A 20,639-nucleotide genomic window follows, 5' to 3' on the forward strand; every position below is an offset into this window, starting at 1 on the left:
GAGAGAGACAACACGCCATGTATCATGAAAACCTGGATACCGCCCGATCCGACGTTTCCTGCGCGATGCATGCCCGCCGGAGCCTGTCTGGCGATTTCGTGTTCCTCAGCCAGGACGACAGTCTCGCCTTTGCCGCCGAGGCCTGTATCGACGTGCTGCGTTCGGCCAATGCGCTTCTGGGGCATGACAGCTATCGCTGGACCCACCTGCGCGCCGATGACAACGATTGCGCGCGCGCCCCGGTCTGTTCGCCGGGCCAGACGCTGGTGCTGGTCGGCGGCACCGAACGCCCCTGGCAGCCCGATCGCGCCATGCTCGGCGCCCTGCGCGACTGCATCCGCAACGCCGCGCGGGTCTGCGTGGTGGGCTCGGCGGTGTTCGTGCCCCTCGCCGCCGGGGTGCTGGGGGCCAAGCGCCTGTCGGTGCATCCCAATTTCCGCCCCGGCGTGGGCGAACTGGCCCGCTCGCTGGACCTTGCCGAAACCGCCACCTGCCACCAGAACGCCGTCAGCAGCGCCATCAGCCCCGCCGCCGCAATGCGCATGATGGTCGAACTGGTGGGCTGCCGCGACGGCGAATTCACCCGCGCGGCCCTGTCGCGCTATCTCGGCCTGTCCGATCCCGAGCCCGAACCGGGCAGCGGCGAACACTGGCGCTACCGGCGCATGGCGCAGGGCGACGACGTGATCTCGGACGCGCTGCAGATCATGCTCGACCATCTCGAGGACACCCTGACCGTCGGCCAGATCGCCGACATCCTCGACGTGTCGCCGCGCAAGCTGGAACGCGGCTTTCGCGACCTGCTGCGCCAGACCCCGCTCAAGGTCTACCGCGACCTGCGCCTTGATCGCGCTCACAGCCTGCTGTCGCAAACCTCGATGCCGCTTGGCGAACTCGCTATGGCCTGCGGGTTCTCGAACGTCACTCTGATGAAGAAATGGTTCGTCCAGAAATACCGCGAAACCCCCGACGCAATCCGCCGCCACGCGTTTGCGGGGCAGGCCGCCTGACCGGACAGGGGCGCCAACGCGCCCTTGCCACCCTGCCGCCCCTTTGCTTTAACCACCCGGAACGCAATTTCCCCCGGAGGCCGGCATGGTCGACATCGCAACCCGCGTCTACAACCACCGCTGGAAGATGGACCCGATCGTCCGCTCCCTGATCGACACGGATTTCTACAAGCTGCTGATGTGCCAGTCGGTCTTTCGCAACAGGCCCGACACGCAGGTCACCTTCAGCCTGATCAACCGCACCAAATCCATCCGCCTCGCCGACCTGATCGACGAAGGCGAGCTGCGCGAACAGCTCGATCACATCCGCTCGCTCTCGCTCACCCGCGGGGAATCCACCTGGCTGCGCGGCAATACCTTCTATGGCAAGCGCCAGATGTTCACGCCCGAATTCATGGAGTGGTTCGAAAACCTCCGCCTGCCACCTTACCACCTGGAAAAACGCGACGGCCAGTACGAACTGACCTTCGAGGGCGCATGGCCCGAGGTCATGCTCTGGGAAATCCCCGCGCTCGCCGTGCTGATGGAACTGCGCTCGCGCGCGGTGCTCCACGACATGAAGAAATTCGAACTGCAGGTGCTCTATGCCCGCGCCATGACGAAACTCTGGGAAAAGGTCGAGCGCCTGCGCCCCTTCGACGGGCTGCGCATCGCCGATTTCGGCACACGGCGGCGGCATTCCTTCATGTGGCAGGACTGGTGCGTGCGCGCCATGTGCGAAGGTCTGGGCGAGAAATTCGTCGGTACCTCCAACTGCCTGATCGCCAAGAACCGCGATCTCGAAGCCATCGGCACCAACGCCCATGAATTGCCGATGGTCTACGCCGCGCTGGCCGAAACCGACGCCGAACTGGCCGAGGCCCCCTACAAGGTGCTGGCCGACTGGCACGAAGAGCATTCGGGCAACCTGCGTATCATCCTGCCCGACACCTACGGCACCGAAGGGTTCCTGCAAAACGCCCCTGACTGGCTGGCCGGCTGGACCGGCATCCGCATCGATTCCGGCGACCCGGTCACCGGCGCCGAAATCGCGATCCGCTGGTGGCAGGACCGCGGCGAAGACCCGCGCGACAAGCTGATCATCTTCTCCGACGGCCTCGACGAGGACAAGATCATCGACCTGCATCAGCAATTCCACGGCCGCGTCAAACTCAGCTTCGGCTGGGGCACGCTGCTCACCAACGACTTCCGCGGCCTGACAAACGGCGACGCCCTCGCCCCGTTCTCACTGGTCTGCAAGGCGGTGGCGGCAAACGGAAAACCCACGGTGAAACTCTCCGACAACCCGCGCAAGGCCATGGGCCCGGAGGACGAGATCGCCCGGTATAAACGCGTGTTCGGAGTGGGGGAGCAGGAGGCGATGGAGGTGGTGGTTTAGGATATATTAATCAGCCTGGCGGTATGTATTGCCTTCGGCGCGAAATACGAAGTTGGCTCTCAGCCAAGCTTTTTCTTCATCCGTTGCGTTAAGTTGAGCTAGCGAACGACGTTGAACTGAATTGGTCAGTGTTATCTCTCTCATATCAAGCCCTTGCCGGGTCATTTCCTCCAGTACTTCGGTGAACCTGCGCATTTCTCCCTGCAAGTCCCGTTTGCAATGTCCGGGGCTGTTCTTGTGCATTGTCAGCAGCGATAACATCATATGTTTGCAAAACAGCATTGCGAGTTTCTTTCTAGAATAGCTCGCAAGGTGGGGAGCCTTTCTGTACTCGTGCCGCCACAAATCACTTTTTGCCATCTTTTCGGGTACAATATTGATCTGACCCGTCCCTTGAGTGCCATCACCCCGAAATACCTCAAGCGCAGGTGATGAACTTCTTCGAGCCCAAGCATCAATTAACTCAGCTCCCAAAGAAAATGAGGGTTCAGTCTCCCCTACCAAGAGTTCAGATAGATAGTTGGCCGCAAATGGAGGAGTGGAAATCGGAAAGTAGTGGGCCTCGGTGATATAGACGACGGCATTTATACTATCATACGGTGTTCGCTCTTCCTGTTCACTGCTTTTGAGTTCTGTCTGGACTGCATGCATTACCATTTCGGGCGATAACTCAAATATATCCTCATTGAGAAGGACAAGTATGCCAGAATATTGATGAAGATGTATTGCTCCATAGTCTCGTATTTGTTTGTTGGCTTTTTTCATATGGTCGCGTACGGACTTCTGAATCTTATTCCTAAGCTGTCTTTCTCTCTGCTTTAAGATTTCAGAATTCTTAAAGTGTTTTTCATTGAGCATACCATAAGCTATGGGCCAGTCTGGAGATTGTTTATCTGGCTCAAACAGGGTTTCGATCTTGTCTTGTGGCGAAACCTCCAGCGATTTCAGCTCAATTAGTAGAGAATCGCGAATAAAATCGGGCCGCCGTTCTACATCACCTTCCAAATCAAGGCTTTTGGCGCCAAAATCGTTCAATACAAAGTCGGCGAAATCCTCTGCCAAGGGGCGGATTCGGGGTTTTCTGGTCACATACATCAATCATACCTTTTCCAGTGCCACGCATTTCAAACCCACCGCCCCACTCCCACCCGCTGATGCACCACCCAACTCACCCTATTTCATCCGCGAATGTCAGAGCCGCCCAGTTCCGCGCCTCGTGCACGGTGCGCAGGATCACCGTGCGGCCTCCGATGGTTCGATAAAACACCAGATGCCGTCCGGCGCGCAGGCTTCGTGCATCTTGAACAAAGGCCGATCTGTCGCGCCCTGCCTCTGGTGTGGCAACCGCCCGGCCGAAACACGCGAACAGGTCGGCGATGTATCCGTCGGCCTGGTCCGGCCCCCAACGTGTGTTGGAATATTCCCAGATATCGTCCAGATCGGCAGCCGCCAATCGCGTCAGGCGGTATTGCGTCACGCCGATCTGTCACGCTTGGCGGCCAGAAAACTTTCCAGATCGACATCCCGCGTTTCGCCGGTCACGGCTTGTCTGTCCGCGTCTTCGAGGCTGGCTTTCAACCGGTTGAATTCCAGTTCCATTTCCTGTCGCTCCAACATCCGCAACCCCGCGCGCACCACGTCACTGGCCGAACTGTAGCGGCCACTTTCCACGGCCCTGGTTATGAAATCGTTAAAATGATCGCTCAGCACGACCGAGGTATTGCGCGGCATGGGCTGTCTCCTTCACACGGGAATATACCAATCCTTGGTACATTCATCAATCCGTAGGGTGCGCATTCACTGCGCACCGCCCCGGCTCACTCCTCCCGGTCCACCTTGCCGCGCAGCGCCTTCACCTCGCCGCGCACCTTCTTGGCCTTCAGCCGCCGTTTCTTCGATCCCAATGTCGGGCGCGTCGGGATGCGCCGTTTGGGTTTTTCGCAGGCCTTGCGGATCAGCTCGGCCAGACGGTCCCGCGCGATCTCGCGGTTGCGGGCCTGTGATCGCGTTTCCTCCACCTGGATCACCACCGCGCCGTCCTTGGTCCACCTCCGGCCCGCGATCTGTTCTAGCCGCCGTTTGACAGCATTTGGTAAATTGGGCGACCGCCCGGCCTCGAAGCGCAGTTCCACCGCCGTGCTGACCTTGTTCACGTTCTGCCCGCCGGGGCCCGAGGCGCGGATGAACTGCTCGGTCAGTTCCCAGTCCTCGATCTCGATCTGGTCGGTGATTTTCATGCCCGCTCCCCGGCTTTTGCGTCCCGGATGGACGCACAGTCGCCCGCGCCCCCGGATTTTCGTACAAAACACGCGTACACTTCGTACAAAACGTACGAAAATTCAAAGGGCCGTCCCGATCCCGGAACGGCCCCCTAAAGGTTTGCGGAGGTGGGGCCGGTTAGGCCGCACCAATTCGGGTGAATTCTGTCCCAGAGGCTGCTCTAGGCGCGATCCCTCCGAACTGTTCCGGCACCTCTCTCCAATCCCTTTATAGACACTGGACCACCTCCTTTCATTTGTTGAACTTACCCACAGCCTGCCACAGATTTTCTCGTTGTCAAAACAAAATACAGTGGTCGGTGCGATTTTTTCCTCAGCATATGGTCAGTTCGCCTGCAAAACAGACACACATTGGCGGGGCAGGTCATGCATCGTCAACTCGCGCTTTGGCTTGGGTTTGGGCGCGTTCGGATCGGGCGGCGGCGGGTTCAGGATGTTGTTGACCCACTGCTGCGCATCCGCACAGCCATCCCCCGGAGGCGGCGGGGTCTGGTTCACGCAACCCCTTGCATTATCAGGACATTTCAGCCGGACATGGAAATGGTAATGATGCCCGTACCACGGCCTGATCTTGCGCAGCCACGCCCGGTCGCCGGATTCGTCCTTGCACATCCGCACCTTGGCCCCCGGAAACACGAAGATCCGAGCCGTCCGCGAATCCTGCGCTGCCGCCTTGATGATCTCGTGATGCGCCCGCGTCCATTGATCGTTCGTGAACGCCCCTCTGGACCGCCGCATCGAGATCGACGAGATGCTCTCACGCTCGGCCCGGCTCAGGTTCAGCCGGTCCGCAGGCCGCATCCAGATGTCGATATCCATCCCGATCTGGTGGCTGGCATGCCCGGTCAGCATCGGCCCCCCTCGCGGCTGGCTGATATCCCCGACATACAGTCCGCTCCACCCCGGTTGCCGGGCAGCGGTGCGGGATAGTTTCTGAATGAAGTCAATGGCTTCCGGGTGCCCCCAATTGCGGTTCCGGCTCAGCCGCATGGCCTGCCAGGTGGGGCCCGTTTCGGGCAATTGCGCTCCTCCCGCCAGGCACCCTTTGGAGTATCCGCCAAACGGTTCGGCCCCCTGACGCGACCCGCCACCGGCCTTGCCGAACAACTGTTTGGCCTGCACCCCGACCATCGACGCCGGGATGTTCTGTGTGGATACGACTTGACGGGTTTTGCTTGTTTCGGGCGGAGGCGAAGCGGTATTGCACCCCGCCAGCATCAGGCCCAATGCGATCAATCCGAGGTAACGGCCCATTTTTCCCTGTCCCCTTCTGCTTTGACCCAGCGTAACAGCACGAGGCCGATCAGGAAAAGAACAATCACAGGGGAAACGCCGATCCGCGCACTCCCGCTCAGCGTCGTGACCGTGCCGATAAGGGCCGGCGCGATAAAGGCCGTTGCCCGCCCGGACAGACCATACAGCCCGAAACTTTCCGTCGGCGCGGTGGGGTCGGTATGACGCACCATCAGCGTCCGGCTGGCCGCCTGCAACGTACCCCCGAACCCGCCGATCAGGGCGCCGCAGCCAAAGAACACGATGTCTGGCAGCTTCGACCCTTCGGTCAGGGCCATGCCGAATATCTGCTGTCGGTCCATTCCAACGACCGTGACACAGACGGCGATCAGCGCCCAGATGGCCACGATGATCACCGGCTTGGGGCCAAAGACCTTGTCCGCCTGCCCGCCGATCCAGCTGAACAATGCCGCCGAAATGGCCCCGACAATGCCGAACACTCCAATAGACACGATGTTCCAGTTCAGCACCAATGCCGCATAGGTGCCGCCGAACCCATAAAGGCCGTTCAGGGCGTCGCGATACATCATGGACGATCCCAGATAGGCAGACAGGCTCAGCCGTTGACGCAAGCCCTTGACCGATTTGGCCAGCAGGCGCATCGCGTCGCCCACACCCTTGCCCTGCGGCTTTGGCCCAAGATCACGCACCCACAGGAAATAGGGGATCATGAACACCGCATACCATGTGGCGGTGAACGGCCCGACAAACCGCGTCCCCTCCCTGCTGGCAGCATCGAACCCAAAGGCCGGGTCCAGCCCGATCAGGGTCTTGCCCGAGGGTTGCTCTACGAACAGCAACAACATGACGATCAGCGCCAGCAATCCGCCCGCATAGCCAAAGGCGAAACCCGAACCCGACAGCGCGCCCACCTTGTCCTCGGAGCCGAGCGAGGGAAGCTGCGAGTTGATGAAAATCAGCGCATATTCCGCGCCGACAAACCCAATGCCGAAGGAAAACAGCGCCCACCACATGTTGGACCCGTCAGGCTGCGTCCACCACAGCCCTGCCGCCCCCAGAACGTAAAGCGCGGAAAACCCGACGATCCACGGCAACCGTCGCCCTGTCGTATCCGCCAGAGCGCCCATCAGGGGCGCCCCAAGGCCGATCACCAACCCCGTCACGGTCAGGCACAGCGACCACAGGCTTTGCGCGCGGGCGTCTGCGGCCTGTTCGCTCAGCCCGGCATTCATGAAGTATTCTGCAGCGATCGAGGCAAAGAACGGCCCAAAAATGAAAGTGACCAGAAGCGTGTGATACGGCTGGCTGGCCCAGTCGAAGAAAAGCCAGCCCCAGATTCGTTTGCGCTGCGATATGCCTGCCATGCTCAACCCCTGTTTGCGGGTCGATATGACAGGGCCGCATGGCCAGAGGCAAGCTATTCCTGCATCGGGGGCCACGGGCGTTGTGCGTCGGCAGCAACCCATGCCTGCACCCAGCCGGGGGCGTCGGGTGTCGCCAGGTCCTGCCCGACCTCGGCCATGACCTCTGCGGGCGGGACAATCCCGTTTTTGCCGGTCACGGCTGTGCGCAACAGGATATGATTGGCGCATTCGCCCGAGGCCTTCCACATCGACTGTTCGATATAGATGAACTTGTCATCCCACCAGACCGCGCGCGAGCGCATCTCGATTGTTTCGAAGGCCCGGATACGCCGCCGGTAGCGCACGGTGGAGCCCGCCACCGTCAATCCCCATTTCCGCCGCTTCAGCGCGCCGATCAGCCCCACCCGATGCGCCAGCGGGAAGCGCCCCAGATCGAACAGGGTCAGCGTGCGACCGTTGTTTAGCTCCATCCAAAGGTCGATATCCCAGGGCAGGCACATGTGGCGCGATACATGCGTGCCGGTCACCGGCAGGGGGGAATCCTTGCGGTGCTTGAACAGTTGCCAGATCATACGCACGAAGGGATACATGGGGGCTCTCCTTTTGTGGGGTTTTCGGGTGGTTGCAGGGCCGCGTCAACCACAACCCCGCGTCAGACTTGCGCTTTTGCCGCCGCGCGCATAGGTCTTGGGCTGTTTCGCGGTGAAAGGACGATGCCGATGCAATCCCTGTTCCAGATTCTGATGCTGCTGCTCGACGTGCTGTGGTTCTTTATCATCGCCCACGTCATCATGAGCTGGCTGATCAATTTCCAGGTTCTCAACCTGCGCCAGCAGTTCGTTGCCCAGGTCTGGCACATGCTGAACCGCATTCTCGAACCCATATACCAGCCCATTCGCCGCATTCTGCCGCCGATGTCGGGGGTCGATCTTGCGCCGCTGGTTCTGCTGATCGGTGTCTATGCGCTCCGTATCGTACTGGTGAACAACATCGCCGCCTTCTACTAGATCGCGCATCGGGGTATTGCCCCGCGACTCGGCCTGTGAAAGACTCTACCCAAGAGCAGACAGATAAATCACAGGACTTCCATGCCAGGCGCTGCCACGCTTTTGCGCGATGTGTTCGGATTCGATGCCTTCCGCCCCGGGCAGGAAGACATCGTGACCGCCGTTGCGCGTGGCGAAAACGTGCTGGCGATCATGCCGACGGGCGGCGGCAAATCCCTGTGCTTCCAGCTTCCGGCCCTGATGCGGGATGGGGTGACGGTGGTGATTTCCCCGCTGATTGCGCTGATGCGCGATCAGGTGCGCGCCCTGCGCGAAGCTGGCGTCGAGGCCGGCGCGCTGACCTCAGGTAACACCGACGAGGAAACCGCCGCCGTCTGGGATGCGCTTGATGCTGGTCGGCTCAAGCTGCTGTATATTGCGCCCGAACGTCTTGCCGCCGGGTCGGCCATGGGCATGCTGCGCCGAATTGGCGTATCGCTGATTGCCGTGGACGAGGCCCATTGCGTCAGCCAATGGGGCCATGATTTCCGCCCCGATTACCTGCGCATCGGCGAGTTGCGCCGCGCGCTGAATGTTCCGCTGGCGGCTTTTACCGCCACCGCCGATGCCGAAACACAGGCCGAGATCGTCGAAAAGCTGTTCGATGGCCAGCCGCCGCAAAGTTTCCTGCGCGGGTTCGACCGGCCCAACATTCACCTTGCCTTTGCCCCCAAGGACAGCCCGCGCCGCCAGATCATGGAGTTCGCCGCGGCCCGCAAGGGACAGTCCGGCATCGTCTATTGCGGCACCCGCGCCAAGACTGAAAGCCTTGCGCGCGCCCTGTGCGAAGGCGGGCACAACGCCTGTCACTACCACGGCGGGATGGAGGCCGGAGATCGTCGCATTGTCGAGAGCCGTTTCAATTCCGAAGACGGGCTGATCGTGGTGGCCACTGTGGCATTCGGTATGGGCGTGGACAAACCCGATATCCGTTGGGTCGCCCATGCTGACCTGCCCAAATCCATCGAGGCCTATTATCAGGAAATCGGCCGCGCAGGCCGCGATGGCGCTCCTGCCGAAACGCTCACGCTGTTCGGCCCCGACGACATCCGCCTGCGCCGTTCGCAGGTCGACGAGGGGCTGGCCCCGCCCGAACGGCGCATGGCCGATCACGGGCGGCTCAACGCGCTGCTTGGACTGGCCGAAGCGCTGGAATGCCGTCGCACGACCCTGCTGGGCTATTTCGGGGAACAGGCCGAACCCTGTGGCAATTGCGATCTGTGCGACACCCCGCCCGAAACCTTCGACGGGACGCAGCCGGTGCGCAAGGCGCTGTCGGCGATTCTGCGTACTGATGAACGGTTCGGCGCGGGCCACCTGATCGACATCCTGATCGGTAACGAAACCGACAAGGTTCGCGCACGCGGCCATGACCAGTTGCCCACCTACGGTGTGGGCCGTGATCTTGAACGGCGCACTTGGCAGGGCGTGTTCCGGCAGATGATGGGCCATGATCTGGTGCGCCCCGATCCCGATCGCTACGGCGCCCTGCGCATGACCGAAGCCGCCCGCCCGATCCTGCGCGACGAACAATCCATCACCCTGCGCCGCGACACGCTGGTGTCGAAATCGCGCCGCCCGGCGGCCAAGGCACTGGTGTCGGAAGAGGACGCGCCGCTGCTGTCCGCGCTCAAGGCCAAGCGCCGGGCGCTGGCCGAGGCCGCCAAGGTTCCGGCCTATGTGGTGTTCAACGACCGGACCCTGATCGAGATGGCCGAAAAGCGTCCCAATTCTCTGGACGAGATGGCCCGGATCAGCGGTGTTGGCGCGAAAAAGCTTGAGCGTTACGGCGACGAATTCCTGTCTGTCATCAATGGCGAGGCCGAAGCGATGCACCCCACCCGTCGCAAGCTGGCGGGGCGCGCGGCGGGGTCATTGTATGACCGCCTGCTGGAGGTGCAGGCCGATCTGGCGCGGGGCGAGGCGGGCATCGACAAACCGCTGAGTTGCCCGGCCTCGGCGCTGGCCAAGGTCGCATCGCTGCGCCCGCGCGATCTGGGTGAGTTGACCCGCATCCTTGGCGAACGCCGGGCCGAGCGCTTCGGCACCGCTTTTCTGGACGTTCTGCACACGGCGGATTAAATCCTCTGCAACGCCAAACATAGGAATTTCGGAATGCTTGTTGTTGTTTCCCCCGCGAAAAAGATGAACATGGACCCTGTCGAGGGGCTCGAACCCACGCGCCCCGCCTTTCAGGTACAGGCCGATGAGCTGGCCAAGGTGGCGCAGGGCCTGTCGGTGGACGACCTGCAGAAGCTGATGAAAATCAGCGAAAACCTGGCCAAGCTGAACCGCGACCGATTCAATGATTTCGGCGAGATGCAGGACAAACCCGCCGCGCTGGCCTTTGCCGGGGACACCTATCAAGGGCTGGAAGCCGCCTCGCTCGATGACGATGAAATGATGTGGGCGCAGGACCATTTCCGTATCCTGTCGGGCCTCTACGGGCTGTTGCGACCTCTTGATGCGATCCAGCCCTATCGTCTGGAAATGGGCAGCCGCCTGAAAACCGTCAAAGGCAAGACCCTGTATGATTACTGGGGCGATACCATCGCCAGGGCGCTGAACGAACAGGCGCAGGCAATCAAGGCCGAAGTGCTGGTCAACTGCGCCAGTCAGGAATATTTCGGCGCCGTCGATCTGAGTGCTTTGAACCTGCGGGTCGTCACGCCGGTGTTCATGGAGGAAAAACCGGGCGGTCCCAAGATCGTCAGCTTCTATGCCAAACGCGCCCGTGGCGCGATGGCGCGCTATATCATCCAGCGTCGTTTGACCGATCCCGAAGCGCTGACCGAGTTCGACACCGGCGGTTATCGCTACGTTCCGGACATCTCCGAGCCCGACAAACCGGTGTTCGTCCGCCCGCCCGAGGACTGATCGCCACCCATCGGGTCGCGCGTGCCTTGGGGCTGCGCGGCGGCGATCTGTTCTATAATGGCGGCCTTGCGCAATGGTTTGGTCAGATAGTGATCCAGCCCGGCGCTCAGGATTCCGTCCTCGTCCCCATCCATGGCATGCGCGGTCATCGCCACGATGGGCACCGCCGCGCCTTTATCCTCGAGGGTGCGGATGTGGCGCGTGGCCTCTTTGCCGTCCATGCCGGGCATGGAAATATCCATGAACACGATATCAGGTTTGAATGACCGGTATAACTCCACCGCCTGCGCGCCGTCCTCGGCGAACGTCAGTTCGATATCCAGCGCCTTGACCATCTTGGAAAACACCAGCCGGTTGGTCTTGTTGTCCTCGGCCGCCAATACACGCATGGCGCGGTCGGGCAGGGGGGCGAGTGATGCCACCACGCGGCCAGCAGAAGGTTGCAGAAAACCCTCGATCGACTGCAACGCCGCAAACAGATCCAGCCGGGATACCGGTTTTTGCACCACCGCCTGCACATGGCGGCGTTCCGGTTCCTGATTGGCATGGCCGCTGTTGGGACTGAGCAGGACAATCGGTATCCGGTGGCCCGCCTCACGCATCGCCTCGGCCAGTTCCATCCCGTCCATTCCGGACATGTGATGATCCGTCAGCACCACGTCGATATCGCCGGGGAGACAGTCCATCGCCTCGGAACCGCTTCTGCAAAGCAGGGTTTCGACTCCTGCTGCGCGCAATTGCTTGTCCAGAATCTCGCGGTTCAACGCGTGCGGTCCGACGATCAGAACCCGCCCCAACCCGTCCGGCAGGCGTAGCAACTCGGGGTTCGGCGGTATGTCCACGGGCAGGGCCATCGAGAAACCGAAGGTCGAGCCCTTGCCTTCTTTGGACTCCACCCAGATATCCCCGCCCATCAATCCGATCAGCTTCTTCGAGATCGCCAGCCCCAGTCCGGTGCCCTCGAACTTGCGGTTGCGTTCGTCATCGACCTGGTTGAACTCGCCGAACACATGCCCGACCTTGTCGGCGGGAATGCCGATGCCCGTATCCTCGACCGTGATGTGCAATCGCGCGGTGGTATCGTCGCTGTCGGGCAGGCCCACCACCCGCACCACGACATGCCCTTCCTGCGTGAACTTGACGGCGTTGCCCATCAGGTTGGTCATGACCTGCCGGATGCGCCCCGGATCGCCGGTAAACCGCGTCGGCAGGAACATGTCGTAATCCACCAGCAGTTCCAGCCCCTTGTCGCGGGCATTGACCTGCATCAGCATCACCAGTTCGTGCAGCGAATGTTCCAGATCGAAGGGTTCTTGGTGCAGCACCAACTTTCCGGCTTCGATCTTGGAATAGTCCAGTACGTCGTTGATGATCACCAACAGCGCTTCGCCGGAATTGCGGATCGTGTCGGCGTAAAGGCGTTGCTCCTCGGTCAGGTCGGTGTCGGCAAGCAATTCGGCCATACCCACCACGCCATTCATCGGTGTGCGGATTTCATGGCTCATATTGGCAAGAAACGACGATTTCGCCCGGCTGGCGGCTTCGGCCTTGCGGCGGGCGTCTTTCAGGTTTTTTTCATAGCGGATCGTGTCGGTGATGTTCAGTGCCAGGTTCACCAGGTCGCCGTCATGGCCGCGCTGGTCGATCAGCTTGATGTACTCCCCGTTCCACAGGCGGATCACCTCGGGGTCCGGGGCGGGGCTTTGCCAGCGGTCGAGCATCCGTTCGCGCCACGCGGCAGGACGATGCTCGCCGATATCGACGATACCTTCCTCCGTCATGAATTGCAGGATCTCGATATAGCTGATGCCGGGTTTAACGGCCTCCAGCCCGTCGAAAACCGACAGCCACGCCTTGTTGGCGGCGATCATCCGGCTGTCGGAATCGAAAAAGGCGAACCCGTCCTGAATGGTTTCGATGGAATGCCACAGGCGGCGCTCCGCGATTTCGACCTTCTGATTGGCCACCGTCAGGTCGGATTTGACGCGCCGGTTTTCGTCGCGGACGGTTTCCACCTCGGCGCGGGTTTCGACAATCTGATCCGAAAGCCGCGCGGCATGCTTTCCCAGCTTGCGGTTCGCGGCCTGCAACTCGGCCTGTTTCTGTTCCAGCAGCCGTTCGGCGGCAAGGCGTGCGCGCCGCTCTTCGGCCAGCTTGTTGGCAAGGCTCATGCCCCGTCCTCCGACACCCCTGTCCCTTGAGAGCTGTCACCATCCGCGATTGTGGTAAACAACTCCTTAAACGGACCGGGGTGTCAGGGCGGGACCGCGCCGTCAGATCCGTTCGAGCGCCAGCGCGATACCCTGCCCGCCGCCGATGCACATGGTCACGAGCGCGCGTTTGCCGCCGGTGCGCTCAAGCTCATAGAGCGCTTTGATGGTGATGATCGCGCCTGTGGCGCCTACCGGATGGCCAAGCGCGATGGCCCCGCCATTGGGATTCACCCTGGACGGGTCCAGCCCAAGCGCCTTGTTCACCGCCAGGGCCTGTGCGGCAAAGGCCTCGTTCGATTCGATCACGTCGAAATCGCCTGCCGACAGCCCGGTTTTCTCCAGCAACTTCTCAACTGCGGGCACCGGGCCGATCCCCATGACTTCGGGGCGCACACCGGCATGGGCATAGCCCAGAATACGCGCCTTGGGGGTCAGCCCCGCAGCCTCGGCCGCATCGGCACGCGCCAACACCATTGCGGCGGCGCCGTCGTTCAGCCCGCTGGCATTGCCCGCCGTGACGCTGCCGTCCTTCTGAAAGGCCGGGCGCAGGGCGGCAAGGCCCTCGGCGGTCGTCGGTTTGGGGTGTTCGTCGGTGTCGAAGGCGACCGTGTCGCGCTTGATCTTCACCTCGACCGGAACGATCTGATCCCTGAAATGCCCCGCCTCGATGGCCGCCGCCGCGCGGCGTTGGCTTTCAAGGGCAAACGCATCCTGTGACTCGCGGCTGATGTCGTGTTCGCCAGCGACATTCTCGGCCGTTACGCCCATATGGCCCGTGCCAAACGGGCAGTTGAGCGTGCCCAGCATCATGTCCAGAACCCGAACATCGCCCATCTTGGCCCCCCACCGCTGATCGGGCACGATAAAGGGCGAGCGGCTCATGCTTTCCGCGCCCCCGGCCAGGGCAAATTCGGCATCACCCAGCATCAGGGATTGCGCCGCCGAAACAATGGCCTGCGCGCCCGATCCGCACAGGCGGTTCACGTTCATTGCGGGCGCGGTATCCGGGATACCGGCATCCATCGCGGCGACCCGGCTCAGGTACATGTCCTTGGGTTCGGTATTGATCACCGTGCCGAATACCACATGGCCGATCTGCTCGGGCGCGACGCCCGAACGCTCCATCGCGGCGCGGGCCACGGTGGCCCCCAGTTGCGTGGGCGGTGTCGCCGCCAAGGCCCCGCCAAAGGTGCCGATAGCCGTGCGCGCGCCGTCGAGAATGACGATGTCGGTCATGTGATCCATCCCGTGTCTGAAAGTGTCGTGCCAAGTCTAGCGGCGCTGCTCTGCCGAAACAATCTGAACGTCCCGTCAGATCATGGCTCCAGCACTGCGCGCCCCGCATCGCTCAACAACCAGCTCTTGCCATCTTCGAACACCGCAGGGCGCAGGGGGCGGCCCCATCCCGCACCGCCATCGAGGTTCACGCGGTTGCCACAATGGCGGGGGGCGTCGATCGCGGTGTGACCGTGAACGACCAGCCACGGGAACGGGTCGGGATGGCTGAGAAACGGTTCGCGAATCCACATCATGTCTTTCGCCGTCTGATCGGCCAGCGGTACGCCGGGGCGAATGCCTGCGTGAACGAACAGCAATCCGTCTTCCTGATGCCAAAGCTTCAGCCCCGCCAGAAAATCGCGGTGGGCTTGTGGGATCGCGGCGCGGGCGTCCCGCAGAATGTCGACCATGTCGCGCCCGTCGATGTCCACGCCATAGCTGGTCATGGTGGCCTGCCCGCCAAGACGCGGGGAGAACCATGACAACTCGGGGTGATTCAGGCTGGCATGGGCATCGCCATGATCCAGAAACCGGGGCACATAATCGTCATGGTTGCCTTTCAGCACGATCCAGTCGCGGCCGCTGGCAATCCCGTCGATCAGGGTCTGGATCACGCCCCGGCTGTCTGGCCCGCGATCCACCAGATCGCCCAGAAACACCACCCGCGCATCGCCACCGCCATCGGCGTCGATCAACGAAAGGGCATGTTCAAGCATGGCACGCTGGCCGTGGATATCGGGCAGGGCATAGATCGGTTGGGTCATGGCCGGACAATGGCGCAACGGCCGCGCCCGTTCAAAAGAAAACGGCCCGGAAAACCGGAGTTTCCCGAGCCGCGACGTTCAAAGTCGGGGCAGGGCGCTTTCGTCCCGCCGACCGTCCTGTCAGACCACGTCGAATTCCAGCGGGCGAACCTGTTGGAACTTGCCTGTGGCTTCCAGCTTTTGGATGATCCCGGCATCGATTGGCGCATCGACGTAAAGCAGGGCAATCGCCTCGCCTCCGGCCGCCGAACGGCCAAGGGTGAAGTTGGCGATGTTCACGCCATGCTCACCCATCATCTGGCCAAGCGTGCCGATGATACCCGGCTCGTCATTATTGGTGGTGTAAAGCATATGCGAACCGATCTCGGCGTCGATATTGATGCCCTTGATCTGGATGAAACGCGGCTTGCCGTCGCTGAACACCGTGCCACCGATGGAGCGCTCGCGCTTGTCGGTAACGACTGTCAGCTTGACATAGCCCTCGAACGCGCCCGACTTGTCCTGCTTGGTGGTGCTGATCTTGACGCCGCGTTCCTTGGCCACCACGGGGGCCGAAACCATGTTCACCTCGGGATTGACCGATTTCATGATCCCGGCCACCGCGGCACAGGTCAGCGCCTCGAGGTTCATCTCGGACACCACACCGTCGTAAAGGATGTTGATGGCCTTGATCGGTTCGTCCGTCATCTGGCCGATGAAGTTGCCCAGATGATCCGACAGCTTGATCCACGGCCCCATGATCTTGGCCTCTTCGGCGGTGACGGATGGCATGTTCAGCGCGTTGGAAACGGCCCCCGTCAGAAGGTAATCCGACATCTGTTCGGCCACTTGCAGGGCGACGTTTTCCTGCGCCTCGGTCGTGGCCGCCCCAAGATGCGGCGTGCAGACCACGTTGGGCAGGTTGAACAGCGGGTTCTCGGTGGCGGGTTCCACGCTGAACACGTCGAACGCGGCCCCGGCCACATGGCCCGATTTCAACAGATCGGCCAGCGCCTCTTCGTCCACCAGACCGCCACGAGCACAGTTGATGATGCGCACGCCCTTCTTGGTTTTCTCAAGGTTTTCGCGACCCAGGATATTGCGGGTCTGATCGGTCAGCGGGACGTGCAGGGTGATGAAATCGGCGCGCGCCAGCAATTCGTCCAGCTCCACCTTTTCCACGCCCATCTGGTCGGCCTTTTCCTGACCGAGGAAGGGATCGTAGGCGATGACCTTCATCTTCAGGCCACGGGCGCGGTCGCAGACGATACCGCCGATATTGCCCGCGCCGATCACGCCAAGGGTCTTGCCGGTCAGTTCGACGCCCATGAACTTGGATTTCTCCCATTTGCCCGCATGGGTCGAGGCCGACGCTTCGGGGATCTGACGGGCGACGGAGAACATCATCGCGATGGCGTGTTCGGCGGTGGTGATCATGTTCCCGAAAGGCGTGTTCATCACGATCACACCCTTTTTCGACGCGGCTTCCTTGTCGACGTTGTCGGTGCCGATCCCGGCACGGCCCACGACCTTGAGATTGGTCGCCGCCTCAAGAATGGTCGGCGTCACCTTGGTGGCCGAGCGGATGGCAAGGCCATCGTAATTGCCGATGATCTCGGCCAGCTTTTCCTTGTCCTTGCCGAGGTCGGGCATGAAATCCACGTCGATTCCACGGTCGCGGAAGATCTGGACGGCGGTTTCCGACAGCTTGTCGGAGACGAGTACTTTGGGAGCCATGTTTCTGGTCCTTCAATGAAATGTGTTGGGGAGTCGGTGCGCGGAGACCGCGCACCCTACGGTATTGTCCGGTAGGATGTGCCCTTCGGGCGCACCGCTCAGGCGGTTTCCGCCAGCTCTGCGATCTCGGCCTCGAACGCCCATTTGATCCACGGCATCAGCGCGCTGACGTCGCCGGTTTCCACCGTGCCGCCGCACCAGATACGCAGGCCCGGAGGGGCATCGCGGTAGGCACCGATGTCATAGGCCACGCCCTCGGCATCCAGCCGCTTGACCACGGCCTTGGCAAATGCGCCCCCGTCGGTGATCCGCTCGTCGGTGAATTTCAGGCAAACCGAGGTGTTCGAGCGATACTCCGGCTGATCCACGAGGAATGCGATCCAGTCGTTTTCCGCCACGAAGGTCTGCACCGCGGCAAGGTTGGCATAGGCGCGCTCGCGCAGCCCCTCGAGGCCGCCGACATCGCGGGCCCAATCCAGCGCCAGCAGGTAATCCTCGACCGCCAGCATCGACGGGGTGTTGATCGTCGCGCCCTCGAAAATGCCGTCGATCAGCTTGCCGCCCTTGGTCAGGCGGAAAATCTTGGGCAGGGGCCATGCGGGGGTGTAGCTTTCCAGCCGCTCCACCGCGCGAGGTGAAAGAATGATCATGCCATGCGCGGCCTCGCCGCCCAGAACCTTCTGCCAGCTGAAGGTGGTCACATCCAGTTTGTCCCAAGGCAGGCGCTGCGCGAAGGCGGCACTGGTGGCGTCGCAGATGGTCAGGCCTTCGCGGTCGGATTTGATCCAGTCGCCATTGGGCACGCGCGCACCGCTGGTGGTGCCGTTCCAGGTGAACACCACGTCGTTGTCGGTATCGACGCTGTTCAGGTCGACGATTTGTCCATAAGGCGCTTCCTTGACCTCGGCATCCAGCTTGAGCTGCTTGACCACGTCAGTGACCCAGCCTGCGCCGAAACTTTCCCAGGCCAGCATCTCGACCTTGCGCGCGCCCAGGAGGTTCCACAGCGCCATTTCGACCGCCCCGGTATCCGAGGCCGGTACGATCCCGATCTTGTAATCGGCGGGGATGCCAAGCACTTCACGCGTGCCTTCGATGGCGGCCTTCAGCTTGGCCTTGCCCACGGCGGCGCGGTGGCTGCGACCCAACGGCGCGTCAGCGAGTTTGCTCAATTCGAAAACGGGGGGTTTGGCACAGGGGCCAGAAGAAAAACGCGGATTGGCCGGCCGCGTCGCCGGTTTTTGCATAGCCATTTCTGCTACCCTTCCAGATAAGCGCCCCTCGTTGGGGAGGGGTGTCCCACGGATTGGAATAGGGTCAGTCAGGGACTTTCGCAAGTGCAGAAATGACGCTAGAACGCCGCTTGAGCGATTAAATGCGACCCCTTTGACTACGATCGGAAACCTCCCCCATGTTCATCGCCACACTGATCGCGCCCTCGGGCGCTTTGGACCCTGCCCTTGTGGATGCTCTGCGCAACGCCTGGGGTGGGGGGGATGCGCAATGGTTGTCGCCCGACGAGGCGGCAGAGTTTTCGCTGGCCGAAATTCCCTCGAACCGCTGGGAGGTCTGGGCGGACCTGCAACAGCAAAAGGTCGATCTCGTCATCCAGCCCGCCGAGGGTCGGCGCAAGAAAATGCTGCTGGCCGACATGGACAGCACCATGATCCAGCAGGAATGCATCGACGAACTGGCCGAGGTCGCCGGTGTGGGCGAGCATGTCAGGGACATCACCGCGCGTGCGATGAACGGCGAGCTGGATTTCGAAGGCGCGCTGATCGAACGGGTGGCGCTGCTGAAAGGGCTGGACGAATCCGTGATCGCGCAGGTTCTGGCCTCGCGCATCACCTACATGCCCGGCGGCATGGCTCTGGTGTCGACGATGAAGGCGCATGGCGCGCGCTGCGTGCTGGTGTCGGGCGGGTTCACCGCCTTTACCGCCAGGGTCGCCGCCGATCTGGGCTTTGACGAAAACCGCGCCAACACCCTGTTGATCGAGGGCGGCAAACTGACCGGCGACGTGACCCGCCCGATCCTTGGCCGTGCCGCCAAGGTAGAGGCCCTGGAAGAGATCAGCGCCGGTCTGGGGATCACCGAAGCCGATGTGATCGCCGTGGGTGACGGAGCCAACGATCTGGGCATGCTGGGCCGGGCGGGCACCGGCGTGGCACTGCATGCCAAGCCCTCGGTTGCCGAACAATGCGACGTGCGGGTGAACCATGGTGATCTGACCGCGCTTTTGTACCTTCAGGGATACACTCGCGACAGCTTTGCCGCGACTTGAGCGAAACGCTTGATAAATCATTAACTTTCGGGCATCGTTCGGTTCATTCCAGCAGCAAATCCTGGGGGATGAGTTGTAAGGGAATCTGGCGTGGCCGAGATCGAGATTTTCGTGACCGGGGATGAGGTGGGGACCTTTTCCAGTGTCTCGACAACAGGCAACAGCAACGGGATGAAGGTAACCCTGACCGGCGTTCAGACGCTCGGCTCGGCGACCGATGTCTTTCGTGTCGTGATCCGGCAGGTCAATCCGGGCGACAACCTGTTCTCGAACGGGCAATTCGTCGATATTTACGCATGGCCCGAAAGCGATCCGCCCGCGCCGCCGATCTATTCCAGCCTGAATCCACAGCACGACCAGTTTCAGGGCCGTGCGTCCTCTGGTGAACATCAGATCTTCACCAGTCCCGCGAATATCGTGTTCGATGTGAATGGGCTGACCGCGGGAACCATGCAATACGGCCCCGGTCTGGACCCGCCCCGCGATCAGCAATTGTCGTTCGATACCTTTTCGCCCGAACCGCCGGTCTTCCCCTGCTTCGCCGCCGGAACGCTGATCGAAACCGATACCGGCCCGCTGCCGATCGAAATCATCCGCCCCGGCGATATGGTCCGGACTCTGGATCACGGGCTTCAGCCGGTGCGCTGGGCCGGTCGTCGCACGGTGCCGGGGCGCGGTCCGATGGCCCCTGTGGAAATTTCGGCGGGGGCCTTGGGCAACTGGCGCAAGCTGGTGGTCTCGCCGCAACACCGGATGCTGGTCGAAGACTGGCGCGCCGAGATGTATTTCGGCCAGCCGCAGGTGTTGGTCGCGGCGGTGCATCTGGTCAATGGCGATACCATCCGGCAGGTGCCCCGGCGGCGCGTGTGCTATGTGCATCTGGCCTTCGATCGGCACGAAGTGATCATGGCCGAAGGCATCCCGAGCGAAAGCCTGTATCTGGGCGCACTGGCGCAAGAGGCGCTCAGCACCGCCGAGCGCGCCGAAATTGCCGCCCTGTTCCCGGAACTGACCGGTTCGGCCAAACCCGCGCCAAAAGCCTTGGCTTGCGCGGCGCGGCGTTGCCTGCGCCGATGGGAAACCGCGCTGGTCGCCTGAAAGACCGGCAATCGGGTCGTATACCGCTCGGACGTCCCGGATTGATCGCGCGGCCGCTTGCAGGCCGCGCCGGGCTGC

At 62.0% G+C, this 20,639-nt stretch carries 19 protein-coding genes; 7 read left to right on the forward strand and 12 right to left on the reverse strand.

Annotation, left to right across the window (positions count from 1 at the left end):
- The first annotated feature begins 17 nt into the window (after positions 1–17).
- Positions 18–1,010 carry a helix-turn-helix domain-containing protein gene (locus tag KPG71_RS11640; RefSeq protein WP_216338231.1) on the forward strand — a complete coding sequence of 331 codons (993 nt, stop codon included), beginning with the start codon at positions 18–20 and terminating at the stop codon, positions 1,008–1,010.
- An 85-nt stretch (positions 1,011–1,095) separates the two neighbouring features.
- Entirely contained in the window at positions 1,096–2,388 is a 1,293-nt protein-coding gene (pncB, locus tag KPG71_RS11645) for a nicotinate phosphoribosyltransferase (RefSeq protein WP_216338232.1), read from the forward strand.
- Between the two features lie 6 nt (positions 2,389–2,394).
- Here the strand turns inward: pncB and KPG71_RS11650 are convergent, their stop codons facing one another.
- From KPG71_RS11650 to KPG71_RS11680, 7 genes are all read right to left on the reverse strand, one after another.
- Positions 2,395–3,450 (reverse strand): hypothetical protein, encoded by a 1,056-nt coding sequence (locus KPG71_RS11650; RefSeq protein ID WP_216338233.1) that lies wholly within the window; start codon positions 3,448–3,450, stop codon positions 2,395–2,397.
- 106 nt (positions 3,451–3,556) lie between these two features.
- Positions 3,557–3,865, reverse strand: a complete 309-nt coding sequence (locus KPG71_RS11655) for a type II toxin-antitoxin system RelE/ParE family toxin (protein ID WP_216338234.1) — start codon at positions 3,863–3,865, stop codon at positions 3,557–3,559.
- A complete protein-coding gene (locus KPG71_RS11660; RefSeq protein WP_216338235.1) occupies positions 3,862–4,119 on the reverse strand; it encodes a type II toxin-antitoxin system ParD family antitoxin in 258 nt (85 codons plus the stop codon). The genes KPG71_RS11655 and KPG71_RS11660 overlap by 4 nt, the downstream gene beginning before the upstream one ends.
- Before the next feature lie 86 nt (positions 4,120–4,205).
- The gene (arfB, locus tag KPG71_RS11665) at positions 4,206–4,625 is read right to left on the reverse strand and encodes an alternative ribosome rescue aminoacyl-tRNA hydrolase ArfB (protein ID WP_216338236.1); all 420 of its coding nucleotides are present in this window, start codon (positions 4,623–4,625) and stop codon (positions 4,206–4,208) included.
- 366 nt (positions 4,626–4,991) lie between these two features.
- Positions 4,992–5,921 carry a penicillin-insensitive murein endopeptidase gene (gene mepA / locus KPG71_RS11670; RefSeq protein WP_216338237.1) on the reverse strand — a complete coding sequence of 310 codons (930 nt, stop codon included), beginning with the start codon at positions 5,919–5,921 and terminating at the stop codon, positions 4,992–4,994.
- Positions 5,900–7,285, reverse strand: a complete 1,386-nt coding sequence (locus tag KPG71_RS11675; protein WP_216338238.1) for an MFS transporter — start codon at positions 7,283–7,285, stop codon at positions 5,900–5,902. Before KPG71_RS11675 ends, mepA begins: the two co-directional genes overlap by 22 nt.
- 53 nt (positions 7,286–7,338) lie before the next feature.
- Entirely contained in the window at positions 7,339–7,875 is a 537-nt protein-coding gene (locus KPG71_RS11680) for an acyl-CoA thioesterase (protein ID WP_216338239.1), read from the reverse strand.
- Between the two features lie 129 nt (positions 7,876–8,004).
- On the opposite strand from KPG71_RS11680, the gene KPG71_RS11685 reads away from it, so the two are divergent.
- From KPG71_RS11685 to yaaA, 3 genes are all read left to right on the forward strand, one after another.
- Positions 8,005–8,292 carry a YggT family protein gene (locus tag KPG71_RS11685; protein ID WP_216338240.1) on the forward strand — a complete coding sequence of 96 codons (288 nt, stop codon included), beginning with the start codon at positions 8,005–8,007 and terminating at the stop codon, positions 8,290–8,292.
- An 81-nt stretch (positions 8,293–8,373) separates the two neighbouring features.
- Positions 8,374–10,413, forward strand: coding sequence for a DNA helicase RecQ (recQ, locus tag KPG71_RS11690; protein ID WP_216338241.1), 2,040 nt, complete (start codon positions 8,374–8,376; stop codon positions 10,411–10,413).
- 33 nt (positions 10,414–10,446) lie between these two features.
- Positions 10,447–11,208 carry a peroxide stress protein YaaA gene (gene yaaA / locus KPG71_RS11695; protein ID WP_216338242.1) on the forward strand — a complete coding sequence of 254 codons (762 nt, stop codon included), beginning with the start codon at positions 10,447–10,449 and terminating at the stop codon, positions 11,206–11,208.
- Here the strand turns inward: yaaA and KPG71_RS11700 are convergent.
- The 5 genes from KPG71_RS11700 to KPG71_RS11720 all read right to left on the reverse strand — a co-directional run bounded on the left by KPG71_RS11700 (position 11,148) and on the right by KPG71_RS11720 (position 18,432).
- Positions 11,148–13,379: a response regulator gene (locus KPG71_RS11700; protein ID WP_216338243.1), complete on the reverse strand. Its 2,232-nt coding sequence runs from the start codon at positions 13,377–13,379 to the stop codon at positions 11,148–11,150. The two genes, yaaA and KPG71_RS11700, sit on opposite strands and share 61 nt — an antisense overlap.
- A 102-nt stretch (positions 13,380–13,481) precedes the next feature.
- Positions 13,482–14,657, reverse strand: a complete 1,176-nt coding sequence (locus KPG71_RS11705; protein ID WP_216338244.1) for an acetyl-CoA C-acyltransferase family protein — start codon at positions 14,655–14,657, stop codon at positions 13,482–13,484.
- Between the two features lie 80 nt (positions 14,658–14,737).
- Complete coding sequence (locus KPG71_RS11710; protein WP_216338245.1) at positions 14,738–15,463, reverse strand: metallophosphoesterase; 726 nt, start codon at positions 15,461–15,463, stop codon at positions 14,738–14,740.
- Between the two features lie 120 nt (positions 15,464–15,583).
- Complete coding sequence (serA, locus tag KPG71_RS11715) at positions 15,584–17,179, reverse strand: phosphoglycerate dehydrogenase (RefSeq protein ID WP_216338246.1); 1,596 nt, start codon at positions 17,177–17,179, stop codon at positions 15,584–15,586.
- Between the two features lie 98 nt (positions 17,180–17,277).
- On the reverse strand, positions 17,278–18,432 hold the full coding sequence (locus KPG71_RS11720; protein ID WP_216338247.1) for a phosphoserine transaminase: 1,155 nt from the start codon (positions 18,430–18,432) through the stop codon (positions 17,278–17,280).
- 158 nt (positions 18,433–18,590) lie between these two features.
- Between KPG71_RS11720 and serB the strand changes: the two genes are divergently transcribed.
- Positions 18,591–19,463, forward strand: coding sequence for a phosphoserine phosphatase SerB (serB, locus tag KPG71_RS11725; protein ID WP_216338248.1), 873 nt, complete (start codon positions 18,591–18,593; stop codon positions 19,461–19,463).
- A 90-nt stretch (positions 19,464–19,553) separates the two neighbouring features.
- On the forward strand, positions 19,554–20,561 hold the full coding sequence (locus KPG71_RS19840) for a Hint domain-containing protein (protein WP_367397349.1): 1,008 nt from the start codon (positions 19,554–19,556) through the stop codon (positions 20,559–20,561).
- Positions 20,562–20,639 lie beyond the last annotated feature (78 nt).

This window comes from Roseovarius sp. PS-C2 (genome assembly GCF_018862045.1).
In the GTDB taxonomy this organism is placed as follows: domain Bacteria; phylum Pseudomonadota; class Alphaproteobacteria; order Rhodobacterales; family Rhodobacteraceae; genus Roseovarius.